At 40.2% G+C, this 20,493-nt stretch carries 14 protein-coding genes; 6 read left to right on the top strand and 8 right to left on the bottom strand.

The window, feature by feature from the left end; all coding sequences use genetic code 11:
- The first annotated feature begins 336 nt into the window (after positions 1-336).
- The 3 genes from spoT to H5089_RS14110 all read left to right on the top strand — a co-directional run bounded on the left by spoT (position 337) and on the right by H5089_RS14110 (position 4,606).
- Entirely contained in the window at positions 337-2,442 is a 2,106-nt protein-coding gene (gene spoT, locus H5089_RS14120) for a bifunctional GTP diphosphokinase/guanosine-3',5'-bis pyrophosphate 3'-pyrophosphohydrolase (RefSeq protein WP_002958827.1), read from the top strand.
- A gap of 12 nt (positions 2,443-2,454) precedes the next feature.
- Entirely contained in the window at positions 2,455-2,847 is a 393-nt protein-coding gene (locus tag H5089_RS14115; RefSeq protein WP_002958826.1) for a RidA family protein, read from the top strand.
- Positions 2,848-2,998: 151 nt separating this feature from the next.
- On the top strand, positions 2,999-4,606 hold the full coding sequence (locus H5089_RS14110) for a DUF342 domain-containing protein (RefSeq protein WP_024595833.1): 1,608 nt from the start codon (positions 2,999-3,001) through the stop codon (positions 4,604-4,606).
- 39 nt (positions 4,607-4,645) lie between these two features.
- On the opposite strand, the gene asnA is transcribed toward H5089_RS14110, so the two are convergent.
- Positions 4,646-5,641 carry an aspartate--ammonia ligase gene (gene asnA / locus H5089_RS14105; protein WP_182712475.1) on the bottom strand — a complete coding sequence of 332 codons (996 nt, stop codon included), beginning with the start codon at positions 5,639-5,641 and terminating at the stop codon, positions 4,646-4,648.
- Positions 5,642-5,838: 197 nt separating this feature from the next.
- Between asnA and asnC the strand changes: the two genes are divergently transcribed.
- Genes asnC through recG form a run of 3 tightly spaced genes read left to right on the top strand, consistent with a single transcriptional unit; the run spans position 5,839 to position 9,165 of the window.
- Positions 5,839-6,297 carry a transcriptional regulator AsnC gene (asnC, locus tag H5089_RS14100; protein WP_024595831.1) on the top strand — a complete coding sequence of 153 codons (459 nt, stop codon included), beginning with the start codon at positions 5,839-5,841 and terminating at the stop codon, positions 6,295-6,297.
- Positions 6,298-6,338: 41 nt separating this feature from the next.
- Positions 6,339-7,025 (top strand): tRNA (guanosine(18)-2'-O)-methyltransferase TrmH, encoded by a 687-nt coding sequence (gene trmH / locus H5089_RS14095; RefSeq protein ID WP_007580009.1) that lies wholly within the window; start codon positions 6,339-6,341, stop codon positions 7,023-7,025.
- Between the two features lie 58 nt (positions 7,026-7,083).
- On the top strand, positions 7,084-9,165 hold the full coding sequence (gene recG, locus H5089_RS14090) for an ATP-dependent DNA helicase RecG (RefSeq protein WP_182712474.1): 2,082 nt from the start codon (positions 7,084-7,086) through the stop codon (positions 9,163-9,165).
- Between the two features lie 160 nt (positions 9,166-9,325).
- Here the strand turns inward: recG and H5089_RS14085 are convergent, their stop codons facing one another.
- From H5089_RS14085 to H5089_RS14055, 7 genes are all read right to left on the bottom strand, one after another.
- Complete coding sequence (locus H5089_RS14085) at positions 9,326-11,458, bottom strand: alpha-galactosidase (protein WP_024595829.1); 2,133 nt, start codon at positions 11,456-11,458, stop codon at positions 9,326-9,328.
- A gap of 321 nt (positions 11,459-11,779) precedes the next feature.
- The gene (locus H5089_RS14080; RefSeq protein ID WP_182712473.1) at positions 11,780-13,258 is read right to left on the bottom strand and encodes an SLC5 family protein; all 1,479 of its coding nucleotides are present in this window, start codon (positions 13,256-13,258) and stop codon (positions 11,780-11,782) included.
- Positions 13,259-13,311: 53 nt separating this feature from the next.
- Positions 13,312-14,073: a SapC family protein gene (locus H5089_RS14075; RefSeq protein WP_182712472.1), complete on the bottom strand. Its 762-nt coding sequence runs from the start codon at positions 14,071-14,073 to the stop codon at positions 13,312-13,314.
- A 12-nt stretch (positions 14,074-14,085) separates the two neighbouring features.
- Positions 14,086-15,612, bottom strand: coding sequence for a tryptophan halogenase family protein (locus H5089_RS14070; RefSeq protein ID WP_154903749.1), 1,527 nt, complete (start codon positions 15,610-15,612; stop codon positions 14,086-14,088).
- A 192-nt stretch (positions 15,613-15,804) separates the two neighbouring features.
- The gene (locus tag H5089_RS14065; protein ID WP_182692448.1) at positions 15,805-18,552 is read right to left on the bottom strand and encodes a TonB-dependent receptor; all 2,748 of its coding nucleotides are present in this window, start codon (positions 18,550-18,552) and stop codon (positions 15,805-15,807) included.
- Positions 18,553-18,739: 187 nt separating this feature from the next.
- Positions 18,740-19,714: an aldose epimerase family protein gene (locus H5089_RS14060; RefSeq protein WP_182712471.1), complete on the bottom strand. Its 975-nt coding sequence runs from the start codon at positions 19,712-19,714 to the stop codon at positions 18,740-18,742.
- Positions 19,715-20,077: 363 nt separating this feature from the next.
- Complete coding sequence (locus H5089_RS14055; RefSeq protein ID WP_002958811.1) at positions 20,078-20,476, bottom strand: thioesterase family protein; 399 nt, start codon at positions 20,474-20,476, stop codon at positions 20,078-20,080.
- Positions 20,477-20,493 lie beyond the last annotated feature (17 nt).

The following is a 20,493-nucleotide window of genomic DNA, read 5'->3' as shown; positions in this document are numbered from 1 at the left end:
TTGGCAATCCTCTCTTTTCATCGTATATTCGTAGCTTACCTAATTTACTTCACTAGGGCTGTTTATCTTTCGAGGTTAAATTTGCAGTAGTATGTTTGGTATTTAGGCAAGGCAGAGCCTATGTAGTGTGGTTATTCCCCATAAATAGGCGATAACGCAGCATAAATGCAAAACATGCGCTGCCTAAAGGGTTCTGCCTAGGGGCACTTTACTCTTTGTTGCTCGATTTTTACTTAGCCCGCTAGGCTAAAAACCTCGCGCCACAATTAAATCGCCCCTAGATTGAACAAATTTTAATCCTGAAAGGTCAACAGGCCCTAGAACATTGGAGTGTGAATGTATCTTTTTGAAGGTCTTAAAAAGAAAATCTCAGAATACTTGCCCGCTGCTGATGTAGAGCTGGTTCAAAAATCTTACGTGGTAGCCCGAGAGGCCCATGAAGGACAAACTCGCTCGAGTGGCGAACCTTACATAACGCACCCAGTAGAAGTAACCCAAATTCTTGCAGGCATGCATCTTGACCATGAAACGCTCATGGCCGCGCTAATGCATGATGTAATTGAAGATACTGATTTTAGTCAACAAGATTTAGCCGAGATATTTGGCGAAACTGTTGCAGAGCTAGTTGAAGGTGTGAGTAAGCTCGATAAGCTTAGCTTTAAAGATAAAAAAGAATTCCAAGCTGAAAACTACCGCAAAATGATTATGGCAATGACTCAGGATATTCGAGTCATTTTAATTAAGCTTGCTGATAGAACACACAATATGCGTACTTTAGGCGCATTGCGCCCAGATAAGCGCCGCAGAATAGCGCGTGAAACACTAGAAATTTACGCACCAATTGCAAACCGCTTAGGTATTCACGATATTAAAAATGAACTTGAAGACTTAGGTTTTCAAGCTTTATATCCTATGCGTCATCGCGCACTTAAATCGGAAGTTGCTAAAGCACGCGGTAATCGCAAAGAAGTTATTACTAATATCCAACATGAAATAGAAGCACGTCTTGAAGAATCAGGCATTAAAGCAACTGTGTCAGGCCGTGAAAAACATTTATATAGTATTTATAAAAAAATGCTTAATAAAGAACTGCTATTTAACGAAGTTATGGATATTTACGCGTTTAGAATTGCAGTTGACTCTATGGATACGTGTTATCGTGTATTAGGTGTAGCTCATAGTCTTTATAAACCTATTGAAACACGCTTTAAAGATTATATTGCAGTACCAAAAACAAATGGTTACCAATCGCTTCATACTTCATTAGTTGGTCCTCACGGTATACCTGTTGAAATTCAAATTCGTACTCATGATATGGATCATATGGCCGACAAAGGTGTAGCGGCGCATTGGATGTATAAAAAAGCAGGTGATGGCGCAGGTAATACTTCGCAGCAACGTGCTCGCCAGTGGATGCAGAGCTTATTAGAGCTTCAGCAAAGTGCGGGTTCATCATTTGAATTTATTGAAAATGTAAAAACTGAGCTATTCCCAGAAGAAATTTACGTATTTACACCAGATGGGCGTATTGTTGAGCTACCAATGGGTGCTACCGCAGTCGATTTTGCTTATGCCGTGCATACAGATGTAGGCAACACCTGCGTAGGCGCTCGCGTTAATCGCAAGCCGCACCCTTTAAGTAGGCCCTTAGATACAGGGCAAACTATAGAAATAATAACAAGCTCAGGCGCTCACCCTAATGCAACATGGCTAAACTTTATTGTTACTGGTAAAGCGCGTTTGGGCGTTCGTAACTACCTTAGAAGCCAGCATCATGAAGAAGCTATGCTTTTAGGGCGCCGCTTACTTGATTCAGCATTAGGTGAAAACAAACTAGATAGCATTGCTGATGAAAATATAGCGAGAGTACTTGAGGAGCACGAACTAACAACGCTTCTTGAATTACTTGTAGAAATTGGCTCTGGTAACCTAATGAGCATGTTAATTGCCAAACGCCTGTTACAAAATGACAGTGACGACTTAACTGATATTACCAGCCAAGCCAAAGCGACCATTATTGGTACTGAGGGCATGCTAGTTAATTACTCCAAGTGTTGCCGACCTGTACCTGGCGATGCTATTACAGCTCATGTAAGCCAAGGTAAGGGCCTGACCGTTCACCGCCAAGAATGTAAAAACATCCGTGGCTGGGAAAATGAGCGCTCTAAATACTTAGTTGTAAAATGGGACGATAACCCAGAGAAAGAATATATTGCAGCTCTGAGAGTTGAAATTATTAATCATCAGGGGGCTCTGGCTAAATTAACCAATGTTGTTACTACAACCCAAGCCAATATTGTAGAAATAACCACCGATGAAAAAGAAAGTAATTTATACGTGATAGATTTAGGGGTTACCGTTAAAAACCGTATCCACGTTGCTAACATTATGCGCCGCATTCGCGTTATGCCTGATGTACAAAAAGTCTATCGTAAAAAGTAAAATAGGAAACACATGAATAAAGCATTTATCTCTACCGACAAAGCACCTGCTGCCATTGGCACTTACAGCCAAGCAGTTAAAGTAGGCACCGCTGTTTATTTATCTGGTCAAATTCCATTAGTGCCAGAAACGATGGAAATGATTTCAGAAGACTTTAGTGAGCAAACGCATCAGGTATTTAAAAATATCACTGCGGTATGTGAAGAAGCTGGCGGGCAAATTCAAGATTTAGTGAAAATAAATATTTATCTAACTGATTTATCTAACTTCGCTACTGTAAATGAAGTGATGAGCCAATACTTTAAGCAACCTTACCCAGCGAGAGCTGCATTAGGTGTTCGTGCACTTCCAAAAGGTGCACAAGTTGAAATAGATGGAATAATGGAACTTCCTTCTACCAATTAAGTATTACAGGCTATAGAGCCTCTCTATAGCCTTTTTTTTCCTCTTAGCACTTCGTTCTCTGTGACTTCTTGACTCAAATGTAAATTTCTAGCAATCTGTAGTTGTGTTTTAAAAAACAAACTTAACTTAAGTAGTAAAAAAGGATTAACTCGTGTTTAAGCTTGCCAACAATGGAAATGTTTTACTTGATGTAAAAGAACATATTCCTCCCAGCGCTGCATTTATTTTAGAGGCTCTCGAAAAGTCAGCTTTTTGCGACTGCAAAATAGATCATGACGCTATTAATGATTTTTTTAAAAACGAAAACACACAACACACTCTGGTTGTAGCAACAAAACACAATGCCACTTTAAATGTAACAATTAGCGACGATAAAATGTTGGCCATTGGCGAGCTAACCCTTGCCCAAGGCGGAAAATTATTAAGTTTAGAAGATGCAAAAAAACAACTCGTTAAAGCAGGAATTGTGCGTGGCTATAAGCAAGCATTTTTAGAGTTGCTACTGCAAAAACAGTTTGAACATACAGCGGGTTCTGTCGTTAAGGGAGTATTAGCTAAAGGCAGACTACCAAGTGATGGTTTGGCCACTAAACTAATAACAACCGTAGAGACTTTAAAAGACCGTTTAAAAACCCCCAAGCTCAAAGAAGATGGCAGCGTGGATATGCGCGACTTTGGCAAGCTTGCAAGCGTAGAGCCAGGCTCTGTGCTTATTCGCCAACAACCAGCAACCCCTGGTAAAGAAGGCTTCACCGTAATAGGTGACATACTGCCCGCAAAACCCGGAGAAAATAAACAATTAGTAGCAGGCGAAGGCACCGAAATATCAAAGCTAAATCCGCTTGAACTAGTCTCTACTATTGCAGGTGTTCCGGTTGAAATTAATAATGGTATGCGTGTCGACGATATTTTTACCATTTCAGATGTAAACGTAAAAAGCGGCCACATTGACTTTCAAGGAAGTGTTATTGTTACCCGCAATATAGACCCTGGAATGAAAGTAACAGCCAAAGGCGATATTACTATATTTGGCACTGTTGAATCAGGAGAGCTTACCGCAGGCGGAAACATCACCGTTAAACAAGGCATTATTGGCCATCAAAAAGCCGACGAACAATCACTGTCTTGTAAGCTTATTGCGCAAGGTGATATTCACGTCTCTCATTCACAGTATTGCTACCTAGAAGCAAATAATATTTTTATTGATCGCCAAACAAGCCACTGTGTAATGAAAGCTAAACGCTTACTGCAAGTTGGTCAATCCGACTTACCTAAGGGTAAAATATTTGGTGGCGAAATACTCGATGCAACGACCCTCATTGCTGGCGAAATAGGGAATGAATCAGGCGCTAAAATGATTATTAACCTAGCGGCTTCTGGCGCCGAAATAACCGCTGATACTGATAATTGCTTTAAAGACTTAGCTAAAACAGATGCACAGCTAGACACGTTGCAAGCAGCACTAGAAAAAACTGATTTAGTGAAGGATGCCGAAAAGAAAAAACTATTAATTACTAAAATTGGTGCTACTCAAAAGCATTATTGTGAGCAGGCAGAGCAATTAGAAAAACGTCTTTCAAACTTAGATCACGACTTACACGATTTACTTAACGACGCTAATTTAGCGGTAAATTCTGTTTTACATTCAGGTGTAGAGATTCATATTTTTGATAAAGTACTCAAAACAATCCGCAATTACCCTCCGTGCAACGTTAAACTTTTGAATAACAAAATTGAAATAGAGTTCAAAACAAGCTAATAACTGAGTGCTCTATTGAGCACTCAAATTTATTCACATTTAAAGTAAACCGCTTACCTCAGCATGTGTTTGCTGCGGCCATACACCCACTTGTACTTGACCAATATGCTGCTTTTGTAGCAAGAGCATAGCTAAGCGCGACTGCCCTATTCCACCGCCAATTGTTTGCGGAAATTTACTTTGCAGTAGCGCTTTATGCCAATCAAACTCTAAGCGGTCTTCATCTCCAGTTGTACTTAACTGCGCTTTTAAAACTTCAGGACTTACGCGTATACCCATTGATGAAATTTCAAAAGCGTCTTCAAGTACTGGGTTCCATACTAAAATATCACCATTTAAACCCATGTATTGCTCGCATGTCGGCGTAGACCAATCATCGTAATCTGGGGCTCTTACATCATGGATTTTGCCATCACCAAGCGCGCCACCAATACCAATTAAAAATACAGCACCATATTCTTGTGCAATGGCTTTTTCGCGTTGTTTAGCGCTAAAGTCAGGGTACATTTTACGTAGCTCTTCACTGTGCACAAACTTAATGTCTTCCGGTAAAAAAGGCGTCAAACCATAAGACTCACTTACAAAAGCTTCCGTCTCTTTTATCCCTTTATAAATAGATTGAACAGTTTGCTTTAGTGTTGCCAGCGAACGCTCTGTGGTTTCGTTAATTACTTTTTCCCAATCCCATTGATCAACATATACAGAATGAATAGGACTTAATGAATCTTCATCTGGGCGCAAAGCTTTCATTTGAGTGTAAATACCCTCACCAACACCAAAGCCATAAGTTGCGAGTGTTTTACGTTTCCACTTAGCCAATGAATGCACCACTTCGTAGCGGCTATCTGTAATCGCTTTTACATTTACAGCAACTGCGTTTTCATGGCCGCTTAAGTTATCTTGCGTGCCGTCACCTACTTTAGCCAAAATAGGGGCTTGAATCTCAACCAGCCCAAGTTGGGTTTCTAGTTGCTGTGAAAAAAATTGTTTAACTTTACTTATTTGCTGCTGTTGCTGCACATAGTGTGAACTCATAATAATTGGCCTCATTCCCAGTTATTGTTACTTGCTTAATTTATAAAAAGCGCCCTAATGAGCGCCTTTAATGAGGTTAATGTAACGATTTGATGAATTAATTCAATATCCCATAATAAAAATAGCCTTAACATATTAAAACCATCAATTAAGTGGTATAAAAATCATATATTCGATAATTTTATGAGAAAAATATAATGGAAAATTATTTAATCGATAATCTCGATAAACAGATACTTCATGCATTAATGGAAAATGCCCGTACTGCGTACGCCGAATTAGCAAAAAGATTTAATGTAAGCGCTGGGACAATTCACGTAAGAATTGAAAAAATGAAGCAAGCAGGAATCATTACAGGCACCCAATTAACGATTAATACTAAACAGCTAGGCTACGATGTGTGTTGTTTTATAGGTATTAATTTAAATAACGCACGTGATTACCCACAAACACTTATAAAGCTAGAAGCATTGGAGGAAGTGGTAGAGGCTTATTACACAACAGGTAACTACAGTATATTTATAAAGGTAATGACAAAATCTATTGATCACTTACAAGATGTGCTGATTAATAAAATACAGGCAATAGAAGCCATTCAATCAACAGAAACACTGATTTCTCTACAAAATCCAATTAGCCGTACGGTAATGCCTTAACTGCAAAAATCTCGTATAATTGCCGAAAAAAGAGGATAACCATGCAGCAAACTCGCTATCAAAGAATCGAAGACGTACTTTCGCGCCGTCAAACAGACTTAACCGTGTGCTTAGAAGACGTGCACAAACACCATAACTTATCTGCAATAGTACGAAGTGCTGATGCGGTTGGTTGTCATCACGTACATGCTGTATGGCCTGAAAAGCAAAAATGGCTAACAAATAATACCTCAGGTGGCAGTAAAAACTGGCTAGAGACGCACTTACATAGAAATATTGATGATGCAGTTACTGCAATGCGTGAACGCAATCCAGAAATACAAATATTAGCGACTCACTTATCAGAAGATGCCGTTGATTTTAGAGAAGTAGATTACACCAAGCCAACGGCTATTATTGTTGGACAAGAAAAAACAGGGATATCAGAAAAAGCCCTAGAATATGCCGATCAAAATATTATTATTCCAATGCAAGGCATGGTGCAATCACTAAATGTTTCAGTTGCTGCTGCGCTAATATTGTTTGAAGCACAGCGCCAACGCGAGCTGGCTGGTTTATATAATAGAGATATGTTGAGCGCCGAAGTTAAACATCCACTTTACTTTGAAGGCTGCCACCCTATTATCGCAAGGCAGTGTAAACAAAAAAAATTACCTTATCCTGCACTTGATGAAAACGGCGAAATAGTCGCTGACGAGCAATTTTGGCAAGCTTTAAAACATACTTGATGGACTAAAGCTCTGTAAGTACACTTAACTTATTCACAAATAATAAGATTGATATAATTTGTCTAAACCTAGCTTAAATCAATACCCAATTACAGAGCTCAAAGGGGTCGGCCCAAAAATGGCTGAGCGTTTGTTAAAGCTAGGTATTTTAACTGTGCAAGATATGCTTTTTCATTTGCCACTTCGCTATGAAGATCGCACTCGCTTATACGCGATTAATGAGTTGTCACTACATAGCCACGTGAGTGTTGAAGCAACAATTGAAACAAGCCAAATCACGTTTGGAAAAAGGCGCATGCTTGTTTGCCAAATCAATGATGGTACTGGCAGGCTAACACTACGATTTTTTAATTTTACCGCTGCACAAAAAAACGCATTTAGCGCTGGTAAAATAATACGTTGTTTTGGTGAAGTGCGCCGTGGCCGTGTTGGCTTTGAAATGAGTCATCCTGAATACAGCATCAGCGATACCTCTAACGAGCAGCCGGTAGCGACAACATTAACGCCCGTTTATTCAACAACCGAAGGCTTAAAGCAACTATCGATTAGAGCTTTAAGCGAACAGGCTATTGATTTACTAAATAAATACTCAGTAGAAGAACTACTGCCTTCACAGTGGCAGCCATCAAATATGCCGCTAAGTGACGCCTTATTATTACTGCACCGCCCACCAAATAATGTTGATGTAGCTGCATTAGAGCAAGGTACTCACCCTGCTCAACAGCGCCTTGTATTTGAGGAGTTACTTGCTCAAAACCTCAGCTTATTAAAAGTGCGAGAGCAAGGGCAACAAGTGAAAGCCGTGGCATTAAATCCGGTAAACACATTAGAAAGCCAATTTTTAGAGCAACTTCCTTTTGCACCCACAAATGCGCAAAGCCGCGTAGTTGCTGAAATTAAAGGTGACATGCAACACGCGTATCCCATGATGCGTTTAGTACAAGGCGATGTAGGCTCTGGTAAAACCCTAGTAGCAGCACTTAGTGCACTAACAGCCATTGCGCAGGGCTTTCAAGTCGCTTTAATGGCTCCTACTGAAATTTTATCAGAGCAACATGGTGTTAATTTTACAACGTGGTTTAATCAACTAGGTATAACAGTTGCTTGGCTTGGCGGTAAAACAAAAGGCAAAGAGCGCGTAGCAACACTTGAAAAAATAGCCTCTGGTGAAGCGCAAATGATTGTAGGTACTCACGCTTTATTTCAAGATGAAGTTAAGTTTAATAACTTAGTGCTTATCGTTATTGATGAACAACACCGCTTTGGTGTCCACCAGCGTTTATCACTGCGTGAAAAAGGTAAGTTTGGTGATTGTTACCCTCATCAACTAGTCATGACCGCAACACCCATTCCACGTACACTCGCCATGACCGCCTATGCCGACTTAGAAACCTCTGTGATTGACGAGCTGCCACCTGGACGTACGCCAATCACAACAGTGGCACTTCCTGATACTCGCAGAGACGATATTATTGCCCGCGTTAAATTAGCGTGTAACGAGCAAGGCCGCCAAGTTTATTGGGTGTGTACACTTATTGATGAATCTGAAGTACTGCAATGCCAAGCAGCGGAGGACAGCGCACTGCAGTTAAAAGAAGCATTACCAGAGCTAAACGTAGGCTTAGTACATGGGCGAATGAAATCAGCTGAAAAACAAGCCATTATGAGCGAGTTTAAGGCAGGTAATATACATGTTTTAGTTGCCACGACGGTTATTGAAGTTGGTGTAGATGTCCCTAATGCGAGCTTAATCATTATAGAAAACCCTGAGCGCTTAGGCTTAGCACAGCTGCATCAGTTACGTGGGCGAGTTGGCCGTGGCGCTACTGCATCGCATTGCGTGCTTTTATACCACGCACCACTGTCTCATACCGCTCAAAAGCGATTAGGTGTACTACGCGATAGTAACGATGGCTTTGTGATAGCAGAGCGCGATTTAGAAATTCGTGGCCCTGGTGAAGTACTCGGTACAAAACAAACAGGGTTAGCCGAGTTTAAAATTGCCGATCTTACCCGCGATAAGCACATCCTCAACCAAGTTAGACCGATTGCACAGCAAATGCTTAAGCAACACCCAGAGGTTGTTGACCCGCTAATTCAACGTTGGTTGGGTAATAAGCAAAATTACGCGCAAGCGTAACCACTCTATTTTCGATATTTTTGAGTTTACTAAGTTAATTTACTAAATTAGCTTACTAAGGATATAAAAAAGTCAGCTCTAAACAATATAGAGCTGACTTCTGATATCTCAATAGAGCAGCATAAAAGCGATTTTCGCCCTTTACTGCTCTTAGTTAAATTTAAGCTTTATTAAGCTCAAATATAAGCGATGTTTGCGGGAATGAAATTGGCATTTGTAAACCAAACTGCATTAGCGCTTCACCTGTAAATGTTTGACCATTTACCGCAGCAATAGAAGATGGGCGATACTCTTCAAATTTTACCGGCCACACTAAATTAAGTGTGTACTGCGCATCGGCATCTAGGCCAACAAAACGAAGCTTATTAGGCGCTGTACGCGGTGTTTCGCGAACGCTGTTATAGGCAAATAACGCTTTTGTTTTTTGCGCATCAATTAAACCAAAGTTAATTGATAAATCGTCGCTATCTAGGCGGTATAAATCGGCAGCATGAATAAACTCACGATGCTCTTTGTGTAGTGCTATTGCCGCTTTAAGTGCATTGTATTCGTGATCGGTCAGTTCACGTGGGTCCATTTCGATTCCCATGTGGCCAAACATTGATACCGCAGCACGCATTTCAATACTTACATTACGCCCTGTGATATGACAATCGCGTGGGCCTACGTGTGCACCCATAACCGACGATGGGAAAAAGAAAGAACATCCACGCTGTATTTCAAGGCGATCTAGCGCATCGTTTGAATCTGACGTCCATACACGATCTGTGTGTGCAAGTACGCCGTAATCTACACGTGCACCACCTGACGAACAGCTTTCTATTTCAAGACCAGGGTGCGCCGCTTTAATACGGTCAATTAAACGATAAAGTGCCAATGTTTGCTGATGCACAGCAGGCTTGCCATCAAAATTACCCGCATGGTTAATATCGCGGTTCATATCCCATTTAATGTACTTAATAGTTGGGTATTCAACTAAAATATCGTCAATCGCTTTGTATAGGTACTCAACAACCTCAGAGCGCGTTAAATCAAGTACTAGCTGATTTCTAAAGCTTAACTGCTCGTTATTTTCTGAGCCTAAAACCCAATCAGGATGCGCGCGGTATAAATCACTATCTGGGTTAACCATTTCTGGTTCAAACCAAATACCAAACTCCATACCTAAGCTATTAACATGATCAATGACTGGCGATAAACCATCAGGGTAAATTTTGTAATCTACTGTCCAATCACCTAAGCCTGCATTGTCGCCACGGCGGCCTTTAAACCAGCCATCATCAAGTACAAAACGCTCAATACCTAACGGCGCTACTTTGTCGGCTAGTTGCTTAAGCGTGTCTACGTCGTGATCAAAGTAAATACCTTCCCACGTGTTGTAATGCACAGGGCGCGCTTTTTCACGTTGAGCTTGGCTAAGTAAATTAGCTTTAACAAAACGATGGAAATTACGAGAAAGCGCACTAAAACCTTCACTTGAAAACGAGCCATAAATGCTCGGGCTTTGATACGTTTGACCTTTAGCAAGCGTAAGCTCACCAGGAAGTAGTAGCTCACCCATTTGTACATAACGACGACCTTCAGCTAAAAGCTCTGCACGTAGTTTATTGTTGCCGCTCCAACCTAAATGAAAGCCGTAACATTCGCCGTGTTGCTCGCCTGCATTTTCGTTATGCACTAATAAACCAGGAAACACATCGTGTGATGTTTTGCCTTTACGGTTTTCGCGTACAAAACTCCCAAGCACTAAATCAACAGATTGACGCTGGAATTCGTTTGACCAACGACCTTCAAAGCTCACTATTTTGCTTACGCTATCTGGCAATTGAAATGTTGGCGCGGCGCAAAAATTAACGCTCAGTGGTGAGTCACCTAAATTAGTTAATACAGTATGTGCACTTAGTACGTCACTGTTGTTGTCAAGCGTAATGCTGTGCACGACTTCAATACCACGAAGCTTATCTACACTTACAAACTCAACAGTCGCACTTGAAGGCTGACGCACTTCTTGAAGCTCTGGCCCAACTGACCATGCGATTGAATCATTTACTAGCTCAAGCCCTGGCGCGCCAGTAAAGCCTTCGCCTAATAAAGGAGATAGAGAAATAGGCGCTTCTTCAACCACGGCACATTTTACCTCTTGACGGGTAGCAAGCTGAGTAAGCATTGTTTCTGTTGTTTGCTCAGATAGGCGTTTACCAAAGTACAGTAACGCCGGTGTTTTGCTCTGGCAGTCGAAAATAACGGTGCTGTTTACACTGTCTAATCGATAAAATGATTTAGTGTCGGCCATGATTTTCCTATCCTCTTGTTCATTGTGTGAGTTATAAATATAACGAAAATTAGTAAGCTACACTATTTACTAAATGTATCTCTTTGCTTGAGCCACAATCTATCAGATGGTGACACTCAATAATAATAGTATATATCATACAAATTAGGTTTTGATAGTCTTTACATCGCAAATAGTCAGATAAACTCACTGGAAGTACCACTGTAATAAAAGTTATTAAACTAACCTTTACTTTAAAATTCTGTTATTGCTTTTAATATATATAAAAAATCGGCCAGAGTTGCCCCATGACCGATTTTGTCAGCTTAAACTATTTACAATCTATTTTTGTACTTGTACTTGTCCTGCGTCATCAAGTGCCGGTGTTTTACCTGCCCACTGCGCATTCAAACCAAATACCACTTTATTTACTATCAATGCAAAAGCTACACATACAATCAGTGTAATTGGCATTAAATGAATGTAATGAATGTCAGTATGTAGTGGTGAGTTTGCAAACGTAAGCATGCCGTACATTACAACACCTAAAATTACTGCTGCAATACCTGCACGTGCATCAACATTTTTAAATAATAAGCCCACTACAAAAATTGAGAATATAGGCATACTTAATAAGCCGTTTAATTGCTGTAGCAAGTTAATAATACTGTCTGCTTGCTGGTAAATTGGTACAAGTACCAGTGTTAAGCTTGTTAGTAGCAATGTTACGTAACCGCTTAGCTTTACAACCCTTGGCTCTTTATTAAAGTAAGCTTCGTGAATGTCACACACGTATAGTGCTGTAGCTGAATTTAATAAGCTGTTGTAAGTAGACAGCACTGCTGCTGCCATTGCCGCTGCGAACACACCGGTTAACCATACTGGCATTACATCACCCACAATTCGACCATAAGCAGCGTCGCCAATATCACCATAAAGTTTAAACGAAATAATACCCGGTAATACCACAATGGCAGGGACGATTAAAAAGCGAATACCCGCTGCGGCAAATATACCTTTTTGCGCTTCTTTAACATTAGGAGCAGCCATGGCTCGTTGCGTAATTGTTTGGTTAGTACCCCAGTAATACATTTGAATAAAGATCATACCGGTTAAAAGTGTTGGCCATGGAATAGGTGAATCAGCATCGCCGATGAGTGTTAAGCGCTCCTCAGGAATACCCGTAAAGTCATAATCAATCGCATTTAGTGCTAAAAACACCACTAAAACAGCCATACTCAGTACCAGTAAGCCGTTATAAGTATCAGACACTGCAACTGCACGTAGACCACCAAAAAACGCATAAATAGCACCTACAATGGCAAATGCGGTGGCAATATACATTAGCGGAATATCAACCTTAAACATGGTTTGCATAAACAGCGCACCTGAGTAAATTACCGCTGGCATGTAAATAAGTGCATTACCTAAAAAGAATAATCCCCCAATAACAGCGCGAATATGTTTGTTGTTATAGCGCTTTTCTAAAAGCTCTGTGGTCGTTGTACAGTTGTATTTATAATAAACAGGAATAAACACTTTGGCTAAAATAATTAAGCCAATAATCGCCGCAAGCTCCCACCAAACAAGCAAAGCCATTTGGTTACCATTCATACCTACAAGCTGATCAGTACTTAAATTAGTTAATGTGATTGAACCTGCAACAAACATCCAAGTAAGGCCACCGCCCGCTAAAAAATACTCTTTGGTTTGGCTTTGTCCGTTATTGCGATTTTGGCCTCGGCATTTCCAATAAGTAAGGCCACCAATTAAAGCGGTGACAAAAACAAAAACCACCAGCTGTAAAATGTTATCTGACATGTGTGTGTCTCCTACGCGTTACGCGCAATGTCTGTGTAATAAAAAAGTGCACGCTACAGCGCATGCGCATCTCGACTTAGTTCTAACTTAATTTGCTTTAAAGGCATAAGTTCGGGACGTTGGTTGTGCAGCTTTACCAATGCATTTAACTGAAACAGTGAAATAAGCATACTGTTAAGCACACTTAGGTAACCTTGCTTGTGTAAGTTTGCAACGGTATCGCTATCTAAAGTTTGCAGTTTGTCTTCATCAACGGTGCTCAAACCTTGAATAGTTTGGATTTCGCCTTGTTCAAACTGCAATACAATATCTATGTTTTTAATAAGCCCTAAGCGCGCTACTTCTTGGGTAAATTGATACGTTTGATAATCATTTTTTAAATCGCTCTCAAGTAGCTTTTGCTGTGAATTTAAAAATAAGCTTGGCTTACCTTTAGCATCAAATAGTGCCTCGCCTTGCTGCGTATTTACGGCTGAGCTTTGATCATCAATCGCAATAAAGTAGTCGCTGCTATTTGCTTCACGGGTCATTAAATAAAGAGGGTGAGTTTGTATACATACCGGTGTGTAAAGTGCCTGCCATTGGTTGTTATTAACCAATAAACTTTGACCTGCACTAAAGCTGGTTAACGCTGATACGGTATAACTACCATTTTGTGTATTACGTGCTAAAAAAATAGGTAAGTCGCAGGCTGCTTTTGCCACTTCGTTAGCTCTTAAATTAACTAAATGCTGCGTTTTTGCATATTCAACACCTGCATTAGGGTTAATTTTTAATGTTTGGTGTTTGGTGTTTACTAGTTCACTAATAGCCATAGTTACACATCCTTAAACTGGGTTAGCCGCTAACCACTGCTCAATATAAGCGCGGTGTGGCGGCAAAGTTTGCAACATCTGCTGTGTAAGCTGGCTGTTACGTTCAATTATTTGTTTGGCTTGCGCGTCTTGTGAATACAAATAAGCCTGTTTAGTAAAGTCTGGTTTGAAGCCCATACCATATAAAACGTACTGGTAGCTGGCGGCTGGGAATAACTCTAATGCGCCATGAAAATCTTGAATTAGCGGGCCACGGCTTCCCCAAAGCAGTAAATCTTCTTGCAGGGTTTGTGGAATAGTATTGGGCTGTACATGTGCTTGCCAGTAAGGTTCTGGGCGCTTGGTTAGCATGTAATGCAGCTTTAAAAAGTCGATAATACGCTGCCAGCGGTAATCCATCTGCTCGTTAAAGCGTTTAGCTACTATAGGCATTACTTGTGTATCTGCTGGCATGTGCTCTGCTACAAAGCGTGCTGAAATTTCAACAAGCATAATAGCGGTTGCTTCAAGCGGCTCTACAAACCCTGCTGACATACCCACTGCAACACAGTTTTTATGCCAAAACTTCTCACGGTAGCCCGACTCAAAGCTAATTTTACGGGCAGTTAAACCGTTTGCAGCATCGCCTAAATAGTTTCGTAAGTTTTGCTCTGCTTCATCGTCTGATAAAAATTTGCTTGAATATACATGCCCTACACCACGGCGATGCGTTAAACCTATATCCCAAATCCATCCAGCGTTTTGCGCTGTTGCTATGGTATGGCTGGCTAAGGAGTCATCGTTTTCATCGTAAGGGACTTGCATCGCCAGTGCGCTGTCGTTAAATAGCACGTGGTCCATTTTTTTAAACGGTACGTTGAGCGCTTGGCCTAATAACAATGATGAAAAACCAGTACAGTCTATAAATAAATCGGCGCTTATAATGCGGGTTTGATCTTTTAGAGTAAGCTCATTTATTGCACCATCGTCATCAAGTTTTACCTGATCAACAGTACCAATAATATGCTCTACACCAAGCTTACTTTTACAATGTTGTTTAAGCATTTCTGCAAAAGCGCCGGCATCTAAGTGATAAGCGTAATTACAGTTACCTTGATATTCACCTTGCGCTATACCTCTTGGGGCTAAGCTTGCTTCGCAAATATCATGTTGAAAATTAGTTTGCTGTGCAAAGTCTTCAACATTATCTAAATAAGGGGCTAAATCTATGCGGCCGTAGCCTAGCGGTACAGTAAATGGATGGTAGTAAAAGTCGTTGTTGCCGTGCGTCCAATTTACAAATTTACCACCTTGCTTAAAGGTAGCGTTACAGGCTTTAAATACATCAACTTCACGCAAACCTATTTGCTGAAGTGTGTTTTTCATCGTGGGCCAGGTACCTTCACCTACACCAATTGTTGGAATATCTGACGATTCAACCAACATCACTTTTAAGCCATCACCATTTTTACCTTGGTGATACGAAGCTATAATTGCAGCGCTCAACCATCCTGCTGTGCCGCCACCAATTACTGCGATTGTTTTTATTGTTTTATTCATAATGGACTACTCTTTGAGTATCTTTGATAACGTTTTATACAACAAATGCCCGGTAGGGCATTTGGATTTAATGTGGCTTCATTTTAGCCAATTAGGTTAACTAATATACATTACTGTTAAATTAACCTAATTGGTATTAGCACTAATGTACTGCAATGAAACAAGAGGCGAGAAGTTCGCCTCAAACATTAATTAAAACGATCCGCGAATACCAAACGCGTAACGTGAGCCATTATCTTCCACTGAATAAATTTGGTTAGCAAAACGACCTGTTTGTACTAACTCTTCTTCAGTGATATTGATGCCTTCTGCAAAAATAGTGAAGTTTTCGTTAATATCGTAGCTTGCACTAATATCCCACTGGCCGTACGTTTCTACGTTCACTGGTTCACCATTGAAGCCGTTATCAACTAAGCGTAAAAAGCCTTCACGGTTGTTAAATGCAACACGTGCTTGCCAGTTGTCTTGCTCATAAAACAATACTAAGTTTTGTGAATCGCCCAAACCTTCAAGTGCAAATGTTTGAGTTGTATCATCACCTACACTAATGTCGCTATTCACTACAGTCGCATTGGCAATAAAGCCAAAGCCATTTTCAAACATGTGAGTAACACCCACTTCGAAGCCTGTTACGGTTGCAGACTCACCATTTTGAGGACGGCTTACAGTGTAAACTTCTGAGCTACCAATAAGTTCGTCATCTGTTTGGTCTGTACATGTAGTACACGCAAAATCAGGACCTGAACGGTCAGACATTTCGTATGTTTCTGCACCCGTTAACGTAACAATAAAGTCGTCAACTTCTTTACTAAATACTGCAAAGCTAAATAAGTTAGCATCGTTGTAGTACCACTCGTAAGAGATATCCCAGTTTTCTGATTGAAATGGTTTAAGTGCTGGATTGCCACCACTTGCCGTTAAGTTTTGACGACGTGGCTCGTTAAAGTTTGTCGCTGGAGATAACTGAGACATAGTTGGACGAGTAATACTATCGTACGCGGCAAAACGTAAAATCATATTATCTTGTAGCTCAAGCTTAACGTTGAAAGACGGCAGTAAGTTTGAGTAGCTAGTACCTTGTTCAATATTAGTCGCAGGGCCAAATACGTTAGCAAACAATGTCGCATCTGAAGTTGGAACTACATCGCTAATAAAGCTTTGTATTGCAGCAACTTCAATATCAGTTTCTGAGTAACGAGCACCCATATTAACGGTTACTGGCATATCAGCTAAATCAAAACCAAGCGTAAAGTCCATGTATAAACTAGTGATGTCTTCGTTAATTGTGTAACGGTTATTTTGTAGCGTTGGCTCTACTGGGAAACCTTGATCGGCTAAGTAATCAAGCATTTTATCGCCATCGTAGCTATAAAATGTATCGATCAAACCAGGGAAGTAATTACTCGCTGTGTATGCTTCAAAATCAATTTCATCAAGCGGTGCTTGTGTACCGTAACCACAAAATTGACATTGGCTACCAAAAATTTGGAAGCTAGATTTTTCACGCTCTTGGCGATAAGCACCAAAGTTAATACGCTCTACTGGGCCTTTATCTGGCACGTATTCAAAATCGGCTTTTACTTCAGTGATTTCATCTTCATCGGTAAATTGATTACCAATTTCGTTGTAGTGAAGACGCGCTAGGCTTGGATCTGGCAATGAACCATTTTCAAAGCCATCATGCTGTACGGTAGGAATGCTGCCTGTACCGTCAAAAGTATAGCTGTTAATAATACCCACTACGTTAAAACGATCATTACCTGCACGGTCGTTTTCAGCTGTTGAGCGAGATACATCAAATTTTGCTTTTAGTGACTCGTTTACTTGCCAATCTACATTAATACCAAATGCTTTATTAGTTACGTCACGTGAGTTACGTGTATGTGATACAAAGTCGCTTGCAGGGTCGCCACTTGGTGCGCCTAAGCCAACTTCTTGAGAGAAAGTTAAAAGCGTACCCGTTTCAGCATCAATTGTTGCGCTGCCTACACGGTCTGGTTCGAACCAAGATGCTAAATCACGCACTGACGAATCAACTTCAAATTTTGAAATCATTCCATCAACCGTAATCGTAACATCGTCAGATGGTGCATATTGAAGTACTAAACTTGCGTTTGTACGTTCACGGTCTTGCTCATCAACTACTTGGTCCCAGTTACGTGGAATGTAGGCATTTTCAAACAATACACCATCAGTTGGGTTAGATATTGTTTGGCCACCGCGCCAACCTGCCGTTAAAATTTGGTTATTTTGAAGTTTACGTTGTTGATTAGTGATGGCAAAAAGCACACCTAGCTTGTCATCGTTAAACGTATTACTTATTAAAAATGATGTTGATGGAGATACTTCTTCAGAAAGGCTTTCGTACATACCTTTAACTGAACCTAAAATATGTAAACCACCAAAATCAAAAGGGCGTGCTGTAGTTACGTTAACCGTACCACCAATGCCGCCTTCTTGAAGCGTTGCTGTATTACTTTTATAAATATCAGCACCGGTGATTTGATCTGCCGCTAATACATCAAAATTAAATTCACGACCTGCACTGTCTGTCGCAATTTGACGACCATTAACAAGTACAGTATTAAATTGTGGACCAAAACCACGAATAGTTACCGCTTGGCCTTCACCACCACTGCGGTCAATTGCTACACCTGTAATACGTTGCAGAGACTCTGCTACATTTAAATCAGGAAATTTACCAAGATCTTCTGCTTTAATCCCGTCTGTAACAACATTAGATGCTTTTTTATCTAACATTGATGAACGTAAGCTGCTGCGGATACCCGTTACTGCGATAACTTCAACATCTTCATTTACTACTGTAGGCGTATTGCCTTCAGCGCCTTGAGCTGCAACGCTTCCGCTTGCCAATATACCAGTGATAGCAATACTGAGCGCGGTTTTCTTGTTGAACGATAACTTATTGTTAATTACCATTTTTTAAAAACTCCTGATTGTGTGTAGTCGTTGTGTCGTTGTGGTAGTGCGTATAGTTTCAAATACTATTTATATTATAAATACTTTAAACCGGCAAAAAGTGCAACCTTTTCCTTAATTATGGATAGCATTCAATTACCGTATATTTTCTTTTGGTTTTCTTTTAATTAACATTAAAGAACTGTATTCACTCAGAAAAAGCGTAAATAATAACCTGTTCGTATTTCTCTGCTGGCAATAAATTAGCCTTTGGAAAATTTTCACGATTTGGCGCATCTGGCCAATTTTGCGCTTCAAAACACAAAGCTTGCCGTGCTTTAAAAGGCGAACCAACAAAGTTTGCGGTATAAAGCTGCATGCCTGGCTGCGTACTTTTAAGGGTTAAACTAACGTTCGTGTGTGGCGAAGTTAATGTAGCCATCGTCTTTAAACTGCTGTCATCATTAAAAATATAGCAGTGATCAAAGCCATTTCCAGCTTCTAGCTGAGGATGAACGGCGCTTAAGGCCTCACCAACTTGAGCTGGCTTAGTAAAGTCAAAGCAGGTACCGCAAACTAAAGCGGCTTCATTAAGTGGAATACTAGTTGTATCAATAGGAAGGTAACGATCGGTATTAATTTGAACAAGATGCTCATTAATTGATGAGCTGCCATCAAGATTAAAGTAGCAATGGTTAGTAAAGTTAACGAGCGTTTCTTTATTGGTTAGCGCTTTAAAGTGCAGAGTAAGCTCGCCGTTTTTAGCGCTAATAGTTTGCCAAACCTGCAACTCACCGGGGAAACCTTGTTCGCCGTCGGGCGAGCAATAATAAAGCTCAACTTCACTTTCAGTTTGTTTGGTTACTTGCCAAAGTACTTTATTAAAACCTTTAACACCGCCATGTAGGCTATTAGGACCGTTATTTGCCTCTAATTGATACTGCGTACCAGATAAGCTAAAACGCCCCTTTGCAATACGATTAGCGTATCGACCTACTGTAGCGCCTAAGTAAAATGGGTTTTCAAGATAGTATTTAGGGTCATCGACGCTAAGCGTCATTTCTTGTTTTTTAAATTTAATGCTTTTTATTATTGCGCCAAACGGTAAAATTTCAGCTGTTAAATTCTCACCATCACTGAGCTGAATAACTTGTAAAGGCTGGTTACTGGCAATAGATGTCACACGCATACTCCAATCAAATTACCGAATTAACATTTCCTGTTATAACGGCGCAACAATATATAATATAAATAGTATATAATTGGAGCCTGCAACTCAATCTAAATACGTTAAAATTTCTCGACAAAAATTTATACCTCTTCGCTTAATTAAGTGATCTATTTTGAGGAAAGAAAATCGTGTTGATAACAAGGCAAAAATTTCGTTATTTAGTTGTTCTATATCAGAAATTTTTAACGCAGTTATCGTCAGATTTAATCCCTCAAATTGATTAAGTATTATTGAGGATAGGTATTACAGCTGCCATTATTTATTTACACTAATCCAGCTCAGCATGAGCTTATATAAAATATAAGCTTTGTAAGGTTAACTCCCTTGGTAAATATGCTCGTTAAGCGCCGCTTTTTCGTCAATGCTAAGCGCTTGCTTTGATTTAGCAATAAAATCGTACCTCACCATCACAGCTTTTCCTATTGCGCAGCATTTATCGTGTTGCCATGCTTCTTGCCTAAGTGTAAAAGAGCTAGTGCCTATATGCTCTACAGAGGTTTTTACGGTCACTTCGTGGCCATAAAATAATTCGCCCACAAACGACACTTCAACTTTGGCGATAATCAATTTCCAATCATGTGGATTTAAGTCCGGTGTAAAAAACTTAAAAATAGGTCCACGCGCGACTTCAAACCATACAGGGAGTACGGTATTGTTGATGTGTCCGAGTGCATCTGTTTCGCTAAAGCGCGGCATCACTTTTTCAATAAACATAAAAATCCAATAATAAT

It is taken from the genome of Pseudoalteromonas sp. SR45-1, from assembly GCF_014163655.1.
GTDB classification, from domain to species: Bacteria; Pseudomonadota; Gammaproteobacteria; order Enterobacterales; family Alteromonadaceae; genus Pseudoalteromonas; species Pseudoalteromonas distincta.
This window is presented reverse-complemented; position numbering and strand designations above follow the sequence as displayed.

Coding starts and splice junctions, on each gene's coding strand:
- spoT (WP_002958827.1), top strand. CDS start 337: ATGTATCTTTTTGAAGGTCTTAAAAAGAAAATCTCAGAATACTTGCCC.
- H5089_RS14115 (WP_002958826.1), top strand. CDS start 2,455: ATGAATAAAGCATTTATCTCTACCGACAAAGCACCTGCTGCCATTGGC.
- asnA (WP_182712475.1), bottom strand. CDS start 5,641: ATGAGTTCACACTATGTGCAGCAACAGCAGCAAATAAGTAAAGTTAAA.
- asnC (WP_024595831.1), top strand. CDS start 5,839: ATGGAAAATTATTTAATCGATAATCTCGATAAACAGATACTTCATGCA.
- trmH (WP_007580009.1), top strand. CDS start 6,339: ATGCAGCAAACTCGCTATCAAAGAATCGAAGACGTACTTTCGCGCCGT.
- H5089_RS14085 (WP_024595829.1), bottom strand. CDS start 11,458: ATGGCCGACACTAAATCATTTTATCGATTAGACAGTGTAAACAGCACC.
- H5089_RS14080 (WP_182712473.1), bottom strand. CDS start 13,258: ATGTCAGATAACATTTTACAGCTGGTGGTTTTTGTTTTTGTCACCGCT.
- H5089_RS14075 (WP_182712472.1), bottom strand. CDS start 14,073: ATGGCTATTAGTGAACTAGTAAACACCAAACACCAAACATTAAAAATT.
- H5089_RS14070 (WP_154903749.1), bottom strand. CDS start 15,612: ATGAATAAAACAATAAAAACAATCGCAGTAATTGGTGGCGGCACAGCA.
- H5089_RS14065 (WP_182692448.1), bottom strand. CDS start 18,552: ATGGTAATTAACAATAAGTTATCGTTCAACAAGAAAACCGCGCTCAGT.
- H5089_RS14055 (WP_002958811.1), bottom strand. CDS start 20,476: ATGTTTATTGAAAAAGTGATGCCGCGCTTTAGCGAAACAGATGCACTC.